Annotated in this window: 14 protein-coding genes, 1 tRNA gene and 1 pseudogene; 14 read left to right on the top strand and 2 right to left on the bottom strand. The window is 64.2% G+C overall.

Annotated elements, in window-relative coordinates; all coding sequences use genetic code 11:
- Nucleotides 1-93: 93 nt before the first annotated feature.
- Both EDC36_RS12890 and EDC36_RS12895 read left to right on the top strand, forming a co-directional pair.
- Entirely contained in the window at nucleotides 94-432 is a 339-nt protein-coding gene (locus EDC36_RS12890) for a glycosyltransferase (protein ID WP_132963675.1), read from the top strand.
- On the top strand, nucleotides 429-1,586 hold the full coding sequence (locus tag EDC36_RS12895) for a glycosyltransferase family 4 protein (RefSeq protein ID WP_132963676.1): 1,158 nt from the start codon (nucleotides 429-431) through the stop codon (nucleotides 1,584-1,586). The genes EDC36_RS12890 and EDC36_RS12895 overlap by 4 nt, the downstream gene beginning before the upstream one ends.
- A 92-nt stretch (nucleotides 1,587-1,678) precedes the next feature.
- On the opposite strand, the pseudogene EDC36_RS12900 reads toward EDC36_RS12895, so the two are convergent.
- Nucleotides 1,679-2,772, bottom strand: a pseudogene (locus EDC36_RS12900) (IS3 family transposase).
- A 174-nt stretch (nucleotides 2,773-2,946) separates the two neighbouring features.
- Here EDC36_RS12900 and EDC36_RS12905 point away from each other — a divergent pair.
- The 3 genes from EDC36_RS12905 (at nucleotide 2,947) to EDC36_RS12915 (ending at nucleotide 5,634) form a co-directional block, all read left to right on the top strand.
- Nucleotides 2,947-3,243: a hypothetical protein gene (locus tag EDC36_RS12905; RefSeq protein ID WP_132963677.1), complete on the top strand. Its 297-nt coding sequence runs from the start codon at nucleotides 2,947-2,949 to the stop codon at nucleotides 3,241-3,243.
- A gap of 134 nt (nucleotides 3,244-3,377) precedes the next feature.
- Entirely contained in the window at nucleotides 3,378-4,538 is a 1,161-nt protein-coding gene (locus tag EDC36_RS12910; protein WP_132963678.1) for a glycosyltransferase family 4 protein, read from the top strand.
- Between the two features lie 4 nt (nucleotides 4,539-4,542).
- Nucleotides 4,543-5,634, top strand: a complete 1,092-nt coding sequence (locus EDC36_RS12915) for an MraY family glycosyltransferase (protein WP_132963679.1) — start codon at nucleotides 4,543-4,545, stop codon at nucleotides 5,632-5,634.
- 94 nt (nucleotides 5,635-5,728) lie between these two features.
- On the opposite strand, the gene EDC36_RS12920 is transcribed toward EDC36_RS12915, so the two are convergent.
- Nucleotides 5,729-5,804 (bottom strand) — tRNA-Ser (locus tag EDC36_RS12920).
- Nucleotides 5,805-5,987: 183 nt separating this feature from the next.
- Between EDC36_RS12920 and EDC36_RS12925 the strand changes: the two genes are divergently transcribed.
- From EDC36_RS12925 to EDC36_RS12965, 9 genes are read left to right on the top strand one after another with little or no spacing between them, the layout of a single operon-like run.
- Nucleotides 5,988-7,247 carry a tyrosine-type recombinase/integrase gene (locus tag EDC36_RS12925; RefSeq protein ID WP_341539531.1) on the top strand — a complete coding sequence of 420 codons (1,260 nt, stop codon included), beginning with the start codon at nucleotides 5,988-5,990 and terminating at the stop codon, nucleotides 7,245-7,247.
- A gap of 32 nt (nucleotides 7,248-7,279) precedes the next feature.
- Nucleotides 7,280-7,558 carry a type II toxin-antitoxin system RelE/ParE family toxin gene (locus EDC36_RS12930; protein ID WP_132963681.1) on the top strand — a complete coding sequence of 93 codons (279 nt, stop codon included), beginning with the start codon at nucleotides 7,280-7,282 and terminating at the stop codon, nucleotides 7,556-7,558.
- Nucleotides 7,559-7,575: 17 nt separating this feature from the next.
- Nucleotides 7,576-7,869, top strand: coding sequence for a HigA family addiction module antitoxin (locus EDC36_RS12935; protein ID WP_132963682.1), 294 nt, complete (start codon nucleotides 7,576-7,578; stop codon nucleotides 7,867-7,869).
- The gene (locus tag EDC36_RS12940; RefSeq protein WP_243646593.1) at nucleotides 7,866-8,165 is read left to right on the top strand and encodes a helix-turn-helix domain-containing protein; all 300 of its coding nucleotides are present in this window, start codon (nucleotides 7,866-7,868) and stop codon (nucleotides 8,163-8,165) included. The genes EDC36_RS12935 and EDC36_RS12940 overlap by 4 nt, the downstream gene beginning before the upstream one ends.
- Before the next feature lie 50 nt (nucleotides 8,166-8,215).
- Nucleotides 8,216-8,542, top strand: coding sequence for a type II toxin-antitoxin system RelE/ParE family toxin (locus tag EDC36_RS12945; RefSeq protein WP_132963683.1), 327 nt, complete (start codon nucleotides 8,216-8,218; stop codon nucleotides 8,540-8,542).
- Nucleotides 8,539-8,865: an addiction module antidote protein gene (locus EDC36_RS12950; RefSeq protein ID WP_132963684.1), complete on the top strand. Its 327-nt coding sequence runs from the start codon at nucleotides 8,539-8,541 to the stop codon at nucleotides 8,863-8,865. The genes EDC36_RS12945 and EDC36_RS12950 overlap by 4 nt, the downstream gene beginning before the upstream one ends.
- A gap of 43 nt (nucleotides 8,866-8,908) precedes the next feature.
- Nucleotides 8,909-9,187: a type II toxin-antitoxin system RelE/ParE family toxin gene (locus EDC36_RS12955; RefSeq protein WP_132963685.1), complete on the top strand. Its 279-nt coding sequence runs from the start codon at nucleotides 8,909-8,911 to the stop codon at nucleotides 9,185-9,187.
- 11 nt (nucleotides 9,188-9,198) lie between these two features.
- Nucleotides 9,199-9,501: a HigA family addiction module antitoxin gene (locus EDC36_RS12960; RefSeq protein ID WP_132963686.1), complete on the top strand. Its 303-nt coding sequence runs from the start codon at nucleotides 9,199-9,201 to the stop codon at nucleotides 9,499-9,501.
- Between the two features lie 28 nt (nucleotides 9,502-9,529).
- Nucleotides 9,530-9,742: a hypothetical protein gene (locus EDC36_RS12965; protein ID WP_132963687.1), complete on the top strand. Its 213-nt coding sequence runs from the start codon at nucleotides 9,530-9,532 to the stop codon at nucleotides 9,740-9,742.
- Nucleotides 9,743-9,941 lie beyond the last annotated feature (199 nt).

The following is a 9,941-nucleotide window of genomic DNA, read 5'->3' on the forward strand; positions in this document are numbered from 1 at the left end:
GCATCAGACATCAGATCTGGGGGAAATTGTACTCGCAAACAGACAATAACACAAGAAAAATCATGATGTTATGAATATTTCAGGGGCGACTACTTGGCGAAGGCGGCGTTATTCGTTCTTTCATCCCGGTGGGAGGGGTTTGGTAACGTATTGGTCGAGGCCATGGCGTGCGGGGTTCCTGTAGTCAGTACGGACTGCCCGAGCGGACCGCGCGAGATTTTGCAGGACGGGCGGTGGGGGCGGTTGGTCCCGGTGCGCGACGCGGATGCCCTGGCCCACGCGATGTGTGATGTGTTGGCAACGCCGCGCGCTGCCTTGCCGGATGTTCGCGTGCGTGCGCAGGATTTTGAACAGGAGCGGGCCATCGACGCGTACCTTGCCGCCATGGGGTTGCCGCGGTACCCCGGCGGTCAGCGGGGGCGCGTGGCATGAGGGTGTTGCATGTCGTCACGGGCTTGGGCGACGGGGGCGCGGAGGCGGTTCTGCATCGTCTCGTTGCCCACGACCCTCACGACGAGCACCATGTCCTCTCGTTGACCGGCCCGGGCAAATACGGCCCCATGTTTGAGGCGGCGGGGGTGCCAGTGCACGCGCTGAACATGCCCCGTGGGCGCGTAACGGTGGAGGCGCTGCGACGGCATTGGCGTTTGATAGGCTCGGTACAGCCGGATGTGGTGCAGACCTGGATGTACCATGCTGATTTTTTGGGGGGGCTGATGGCCCGCCTACGTGGTTTACCGGTGGTATGGGGGATTCACAATACCACGTTAGCGCCAGGGCGATCCTCGTGGGCCACGTTCATGGTGGCGCGGGCGTGCGCGATCTTCTCACACTGGGTGCCCGACAAAATCGTGGTATGCGCTGAAGCGGCCGCTCGGGTACATGCGACCATGGGGTACGACGGACGCCGCATGGTGGTTATCCCAAACGGCTACAACCTGTCGCACTTCGTGCCGAACGTGGCGGCGCGGGTGCGGTGGCGACTGACCCATGGGATTGAGCCTAACGCCGTGTTGCTAGGGACGGTGGCGCGCTTCGACCCACAGAAAGATCACACCAACCTCATCGCCGCGCTGTCGCTACTCGCCCGGCGAGGGGTTGAGTTCACGGCGGTGCTTGTGGGTAGCGGAGTCGATGAACATAACCGCGAGCTCGTGCAGCAGGTAAGCGCGGCGGGGCTAGGCGACTGCGTACGCCTGCTGGGGCCGACGACCGATGTACCCTCCTTGATGAACGCGCTGGATGTTCATGTGCTGCCATCTGCGGCTGAGGCGTTTCCCAATGTTTTGGCAGAGGCCATGGCCTGCGGTACCCCTTGTGTGACCACGGATGTGGGAGACGCGGCACAGATCGTGGCGGATACGGGGTGGATCGTACCACCCCGCGACCCCGAAGCGTTGGCCAAGGCTATCCAACGAGCGCTGAGTGACATGAGCAACGCCCAAACGTGGGTCGCGCGCAAAGCGCGTTGCCGCCAACGCATCGTGCAGCATTTTGGCATTGAAACGATGGTGGCAAGGTACCGCGAAGCGTGGCGTGCTGTGTGTGCCGACAGGCCGGCGGTCAACGGGCGTGCGTCCGAGTAAAGCGGATGGTCTGGCTAAGGAAGGTCTGCACAACGATCGCTGACGCGGCTGCAGGGTGGTGAGGTTGACCTGAGTATGAAACTTGTAGCCAATCAGGCAGTGAGTCCGGGGTGGATGGTATCGGGTTGCGACCAGTTCCGGCGAACGCTCGCCGGGGGCTTGTAACCATGGGCGCTGTGCGGTCGCTGTTCGTTGTAGAACTGCCGCCAGCGTTCGATCAGCACCTTTGCCTCGGCGCGGCTGCGGAACCATTCGCGGCTCAGCAGCTCGTCGCGCAGCGTGCCGTTGAAGCTTTCGACGAAGCCGTTCTGCCAAGGGCTGCCCGGCGCGATGAACGCCGGGCCGATCGCCGCGTCGCGCAGCCAGCGCATCACCTTGGTCGCCGTGAACTCGGCGCCGTTGTCGGAGCGGACAAAGGCCGGCTTGTCGTAAAGCCGCATCAGCCGCGACAGGGTCAGGATTGCGTCTTGCGACCGAAGGCTGGCCCTGACCTCGATGGCCAGGCATTCCCGGGTGTACTCGTCGATCACGCACAGCATCTTCAAGGCGCGTCCGTCGACCATCTGGTCGTGGACGAAGTCGTAGCTCCAGACGGCGTTCGGGTGCACCGCGCCCGGCAGCCGGATGTCGTTGCCGCAACGGCGGCGACGCGGCCGGCGGCGGGGAATGTTCAGACCCAGCTGCCGCCACAAGCGCCGCACCCGGGCCTCGCCCAGGTCCAACCAGGCCGCCATGCGGCGATACCCGAACCGCGGCACCTTCGGCGACGCGGCCAGCAGCCGCTCGGCCAACGCCTGGTCCTTGGCGGCCTGGCGCGGGGCGTAGCTGGCGATGCAGCGGCTCAGGTCCAGATAACCAAGGGCCTTTCGCTGCGAGAGTCCCCGAAGGACCAGCACCTGGACCGTGTCGCGTCGTTCCGACGGGGTCGTCAGATCTCCTTCATCCCGTCGATGACCAGCATCTGCTCGGCCACCAGCCGCTTGAGCCGGGCGTTCTCGGACGCGAGGTCCTTGAGCCGCCGGGCGTCGGGCACGTCCAGGCCGCCAAACTTGTTGCGCCAGCGGAAAAAGGTCTGCTCGGCAACGTTGTGCTTCTTGCTCTTGCACAGGGCCTTGATCGAAATGGCACCGACTTCGGCTTCGCGCAAGATGCCGATGATCTGCTCGTCGGTGAATCGCTTCTTCAGGGAGCTCTCCTTGCCTGTTAAGGGTAGAGAACTCACCAGCCAAACGGCTACACGATCCGTCTCAGGTCACCGTAGCTGTACGATAAACCGTTCGCTGAACCGTCGCAGAGACCAAGCTGGTGTGCATGGCGCGCGCTGTTGTCGCCAGTTCCCCGGGCTCGCGGATTTTGGGGTGTGTGTTGGACTGCATCGCCCGGCGGCGTTATGAAGCGTCTTGTAGCAGCCGTGGAAATGATTGCTTTTTATGTTGTGCTGTTGGGGTGTGTTGTTGGTGTTGCTTCGGCTTCAATGAACAATCGTGCGTTTTTTGCAGTCTTGTTCGTATTTGCATGGTTGATTGCGATGTTCTATGTTGTGTTAAGTCCGAATGAAGAGCTTCTTTATCGTGAGCGTTTGCCTGAAATAGTGATGTGGTGGCTTTTAGGGTGTGTGAAATGGATGCACGGGTTGTGTCAAGGCGGCCGTGAGTGAGCGCAAATTGGGATGCGGCAAAGATTCGTTTAGGCTGGGTGGTGTCCGGTGTCGTTGCATGCCGAGACCGGCTCGCGACACGTAGTATGATGCCGGGACGATTTGGGAGAATAGTATGGTGAAAGCTTGCGCCCATGTCTAGTCAGGTAGGTGCAGCTACAAGGCCGCTCAAAGTCTGCTTGGTTGGCCACGCAGCGGCTGCAACACTGAATTTCCGTGGGCCGCTGATCAAGGATCTTCTTGGGGCGGGATGCCACGTGGTGGTGCTGGCACCGGACTGGTCGCCGGAGTTGAAACACCGGGTAGAGAGCTTGGGCGCGCGCGCGTATGCTTATCCCCTATTAAGAACAGGTTTGAACCCTTGGCACGATGTCCGAAGCTTGGTGGCGCTCGTCAAACGGTTTCGCACTGAAAAGCCCGATGTCGTCTTGACGTACGCGGCAAAGACCAACGTGTGGGGCACATTGGCAGCTTGGCTAGCCAAGGTGCCTCGGCGTGTAGCCATGGTGGAGGGGCTAGGTTTCGCGTTGATCGAAGGCTCGCCGGGGGAACGTTCTTTCAAGCGAAGGGTTGCCGCCACGGCGCTGACCCTGCTGTATCGCTGGGCGTTCCGGATGGCGCATCGTGTGGTGATACTGAACCCCGACGATGCACGCGACTTGCAGTTGTGCTGTGGCTTGCCGGTGCATAAGACGGTGTTGTTAGGGGGTATCGGGGTTTCCTTGGATGAATGGCCAAGGTGCGCCGCGCACGTGCAGCCGCTCACCTTCACACTCGTTGCGCGGCTGCTGCGGGCCAAGGGTGTGATGGAATTCTTGGCGGCGGCGCGGGAAGTCAAGGCCAAGCACCCAGCGGTTCGTTTTTGGCTGTTGGGGCCGCTGGACGACAGCCCAGACGGGTTGGGGGAGGCGGATGTACGGCCGTGGCTGCAAGACGGTACCGTGGAGTGGCCCGGTGCCGTGGATGTCAGGCCGTGGCTGGCGCAAACCAGTGTGTTTGTTTTACCCTCGTACCGGGAGGGTGTGCCTCGCAGTACGCAGGAAGCCATGGCGATGGGCCGTCCGGTTATCACCACGGATGTGCCTGGGTGCCGTGAAACGGTGGTTGATGGAGTGAATGGCTTTTTGGTGCCGCCGCGTGATACGAAGGCGCTGGTGATGGCCATGAGCCGTTTTATTGAACAACCTGAATTGATCGAGCGCATGGGGCGGGAAAGTCGGCGGCTGGCGGAGGAACGCTTCGACGTTCGTAGGGCGAACGAGCGGTTGCTGCGCGTGTTGCTGCAGAAGGGGTGAGGTTGTGCAGACGCTCTGGGTAAGTTTTCTGGTGAGTTTTGTGGTCGCGCTGTTGCTCGTGCGATTTCGTCATCTGCATGTCCAGGTTAGTGGTGACCACGCGATCGGGGTGCAAAAATTTCACACCGGTGAAGTTCCCCGGGTCGGGGGGGTAGCGCTGTTGTTGGGGTTTGGGGGAGCGCTGGCATGGAGTGGCTGGCGTGGTTTGGTGGATGTGCAGGCGGCATGGTTGACGCTCGCGAGCTTGCCCGCCTGGATGGTAGGTCTGGCGGAGGATATAACCAAGCGCGTGGGGGTGACGGCACGTTTGGTGGGCACGGTGGCTGCGGCGGGTGTGGCCATCGTGCTGCTAGGAGCCCAGTTGCCCCGGCTGGGGGTGCCTGGGTTGGACGCACTGCTCGCGACCTTTCCGGTGTTGGGGATGGTGTTAACGCTTGTGGCCGTGGCCGGGGTGGCCAATGCCATCAACATCATTGACGGCTTTAACGGTTTGGCCGCTGCAGTTTCGATATTGATGTTTATGGCGTTTGGCTACGTGGCATGGTCCGTGGGTGATGGCTTGATCCTGCAAGTGTGCCTGGCGATGATAGGCGCCTTGGCGGGTTTTTTTATTTGGAACTACCCGCGTGGCCTGATTTTCATGGGGGACGGGGGGGCTTACTTCACCGGCTTTATGTTGGCGGAAGTGGCGGTGTTGTTGGTGGTGCGGCATCCGCAGGTCTCGCCATGGTTTGGTTTGCTGGTGTGCGCGTACCCGATCACCGAGACGTTGTTTTCGGTGTACCGCAAGCGTTGTTTGCGCGGCATATCACCAGGGGTGCCGGACGCCTTGCATCTGCACATGCTGGTGTACCGCCGTTTGGTGCGTTGGGCCGCGGGGTACCAAGTTGCGCGCGACGTGACCCGCCGCAACGCGGCAACGTCGCCGTACCTCTGGGGGCTGGCGTCGATGGGGGTGGTCCCTGCGCTGCTTTTTTGGCGCAGCGAGGCGTTGCTGCAGCTAAGCGCGCTGGGCTTTGCGGTTGTTTACGTCACGGCCTACGCACGGCTTGTCCGGTTTAGGGTGCCGCGCTGGGCGAGGAGGAGGCTGTCCTGAATCGGCGCCGCGATGGCGGGTGAGGGCGCCGGGCTGCAACGCAACATAAGGTAGCTCGGAATGCGCGGCGCGCTGGTGCAGCCGTACACAACGCTGGTGGGTCCTGTAGGATTCGAACCTACGACCTACGGATTAAGAGTCCGCTTCAACCCCTATTCCGCCCCATTCCCCGATGTTGATAGAATCCTAGAAAATCAACATGTTACAAATTGCTGCGGCGCAGCATGTGTTGATCGGTTTGCCGCCTTTTTGAGCAAAATTGGCTACATGGTGGCTACATGGCAAAACCTGCGGACTGATTCGCGGATTGGGGGTGCGACATGGCTACACGGGTGCGACTCACGGCTGGCCGCGTGGCTGCCTTCACCTGCCCGAGCGGGCAGGCCCAAGCCTTCCTGCGCGACTCGGAGGTGCCCACGCTGGCGCTGCGCGCGACACCTGCCGGGGCAAAGGCCTACGTGTTCGAGGCGAAGCTGCACCGCCGCACGGTGCGCGTGACCATCGGCGATCCGGCGCACTGGACAATCGAGGCCGCGCGTGCCCGTGCGCGCGAGCTGGCCGCGCTGGTGGATCGGGGTATTGACCCCCGAGAGGAAGCCAAGCGCCAGCAGCAGGAATTCGAGGCGCAGCGCGCCCGCCAGCAGGCCGCCCAAGCCTGCGCCCTGGACGTGTGGTGCGCGTACTGCGAGGAACGACGCCATGCCTGGGGCGAGCGCCACTACGCCGACCATGTGAAGCTGGTGCAGCCCGGCGGCGAACCCAGGAAGCGCGGCAGGGGCGAGACCCAGCCCGGCCCGCTGCGCGAACTGCTGAACCGCCCGCTGGCGCAACTGGGCGCCGCTGCCGTCGAGGCCTGGGCCGCCCGGCACGCCACCGAGCGCCCGACCGTGGCGCGGCTGTGCCTGCGCCTGCTGGGAGTGTTTTTGAACTGGTGCCGCGCGCATCCCGAATACCGTCACGCCCTGCCCGATGGCAACCCCGCCAAGAGCAAGAGCGCGCGCGAGCAACTGGGCAAGCCCAAGGCCAAAGATGACGCCCTGCTGCGCGACCAACTGCGCCCATGGTTCGAGGCCGTGCGCACCCAAGCCCCCGAGGTGAGCGCCTACCTGCAAGCCCTGCTGCTGACCGGCGCGCGCCCCGGCGAGCTGCTGCGGCTGGGCTGGTCGGACGTGGATTTTCAATGGAAGAGCCTGACCATCCGCGACAAGGTCGAGGGCGAGCGCGTGATTCCTCTCACGCCCTACGTGGCAGCGTTGCTGGCTGCGCTTCCCCGCCGTGGCCCCTACGTGTTCATGAGCGGCAAGGCCGCAGGCCCCATTGCGCCGCCGAATCACGCTGCCACCCGGGTTTGCACGCTGGCAGGCGTCCCGCCCGTCACCCTGCACGGCCTGCGCCGTTCTTTCAAGAGCTTGTCCGAGTGGGTCGAGGTGCCCGTAGGCGTGGTGGCGCAGATCATGGGCCACAAGCCCAGCGCCACGGCGGAAAAGCACTACACCGTGCGGCCCCTGGACTTGCTGGCGAAGTGGCACGTCAAGATCGAGAGCTGGATTCTGGAGCAGGCCGGGATCGAGGTGCCGCAGGATGCCGCCCAGCGGCTGCGCGTGGTGGCGTAAGCGGACGGGTTGCCGTAAACTTTGGCTATACGATGATCCGATCCTTCCGCCACAAGGGGCTGCAGGCCTTCTACGAAACGGGCAGCAAGGCGGGCATCCTGCCGCAGCACGCTGCGCGCCTGCGCGAGCTGCTGGCCGCCCTGGACGCTGCCGCCGGGCCGCAAGACCTGAGCCGCCCATCCTGGAGGCTGCACGCCCTCAGCGGCGACCTGCGCGGGCTGTGGGCCGTCACGGTGCAAGCCAATTGGCGGCTGACGTTTCGCTTCGAAGGGTCGGATGTGGAGCTGCTGGATTACCTGGACTATCACTGACCGAAAGGAGCGCTGCCATGATGCACGATCCGCCCCATCCCGGCGAAGTGTTGCGCGGCTGGCTGGCTGAGCTGGGGCTGAGCGTGACCGATGCCGCGCGTCACCTAGGCGTCTCGCGCGTGATGCTGTCGCGCATCCTCAACGGGCATGCCAGCGTCACGGCGGATATGGACGTGCGCCTGAGCCAAGCCCTGGGCACCAGCGCCGGATTCTGGCTGCGCATGCAAACGGCGCGCGACCTGTGGGAAGCCCGCGAACGCGCGCGCCAGCGAGCGCCGATTGCACGGCTGGCGCAACCGGAGGCGGCATGATGCCCACGCGCAGGGGAGGGTTGCCCGACGCCCTGGAAGCGCGCCTGCTGCGTGATCCGGACGTGCAGCGCGCCTTTGACGAGCTGGCCCCGCAGTATGAAGCGGCGCGGCTGCTGATCGAGGCGCGCGCCCGCGCCGGACTGTCGCAAGCCGAGATGGCGCAACGCATGGGCACCACGCAAAGCGCCATTGCGCGGCTGGAATCGGGCCGCACGTCCCCCACGCTGCGCACCCTGCAACGCTACGCCCACGCCGTGGGCGCGCGGCTGCGCGTGCAGATTGAGACCGCATCATGAGCGCCGCAGCGAAGCCTACCTAGCTGTGTTTTATAGGCTACAGTTCAGCCGTGTGGGAGCTTGTCGATTACCTGACGCCCGAAGGCCGCAGCCCTTACCAGGCGTGGCTGGAGCGCTTGGCTGACCGGCAGGCCCGCGCCCGGATTGCGGCCCGCGTCTTGCGGATGCAAGGCGGCAACTTCGGCGACTGCAAGCCGCTGGATGGCGGGGTTTGGGAGCTGAGAATCGACCACGGGCCGGGCTATCGCGTCTATTACGCCCGCGCGGGCAAGCGTCTGATCCTGCTGCTGGTCGGCGGAGACAAGCGCACCCAGCAAGCCGACATCGACACAGCCCTGGGTTACTGGCAAGACTGGCAAGCGAGGAACCGGACATGAGCCGCCCCGATCGCCCTCACGACGAAACCCTTATCGCGCTGATGCGCGACGATCCCGCCTTTGCCGCAGAGCTGCTGTCGGCGGCCCTGGCCGAGGCGCAACAGCCTGGCGGACGCGAAGCGCTGCTGACCACGCTGCGCTGCTACGCGGAAGCCAAAGGTATGAGCGCCATTGCCCAAGAGACAGGGCTTTCCCGGGAAAGTCTCTACCGAGCGCTGAGCGCGCGCGGCAACCCCACGCTCAAAACCCTGCTGGCCGTCCTGAAGGCCTTGGGGCTTCGGCTAGGGGTCGAACGCAGCGAAAAAAGCGCGGCAGCCGCATGATGACCGCGTTGACAAGCGTAGCGCCACACGCAACAATCGACCCGTGATCCGATCGTTCCGGCACCGCGGACTGGAGGCGTTTTTCCGCACCGGCAGCAAGGCCGGAATCCAGCCCCACCACGCGGGCAGGCTGCGCGTCATGTTGGCTGCGCTGGACAACGCCACCGGCCCCGCCGATATGGACGCGGCAGGCTGGCGGCTGCACCCGCTCACCGGCGACCTGGCCGGACACTGGGCCGTTTGGGTCAATGCCAACTGGCGGCTGACGTTTCGGTTCGTCGGCACGGACGCCGAGGTTGTGGACTATCAGGACTACCACTAGGAGACCGCATCATGAGCGCCACCCGCATGCACAACCCGCCGCACCCGGGCGAGGTGCTGAAAGAATGGCTGCCTGAGGGAATGACTGTCACCCAGGCTGCGCAGGCCTTGCGCGTGGATCGTGTCACCCTGTCCAAGCTGCTGAACGGACGCGCCGGGGTGTCGGCATCGATGGCGCTGCGGCTGGCGCGCTGGCTGGGCACGTCCCCCGACCTGTGGCTGGGGCTGCAAACGCAATACGACCTATGGCGCGCATCCAAGCGCCGCCAGCCTGCGATCGAGCCGCTACGCAAGGGCGAGCCGCTGGCCGCATGATGGCCGCGCTGTGGCAAGACCAGCGAACATGACCGCCGAGACCTACGCCAGCGTCTGGGATGCGCTGCCCCATTCACCCGTGCAGGCCGCCAACCTGCGCGCCCGGGCTGAGCTGATGGCCCACTCGGTCGAGGATGCCCGCGGGCGGGCTTACAACCGAACGACCTACCTGAAACAACGGCTCGACATGATGCAGCGGTGGGCGACTACCCAGACAAACTGGTCGCCGCAACGGATGTGATCGAGTTGAAGCGGGTTTGAGTTTGACGCCACGCCTAGCCCCCGGCTGATCCCCGAGGGCGAAAACCGGGACACCCTGACCTGGCGGCGCTGGCTTCTTTTCGGGGGGCGGTATCAAGCACCAAGTGCAACGGTGGAATCACTGAAGGGAGTGGCTGGTTTGGGTGACCTTCTCCAGCATGGCCTGGTAGACGGCGATC

Origin of the sequence: Tepidimonas ignava (assembly GCF_004342625.1) — a bacterium.
GTDB lineage: Bacteria > Pseudomonadota > Gammaproteobacteria > Burkholderiales > Burkholderiaceae_C > Tepidimonas > Tepidimonas ignava.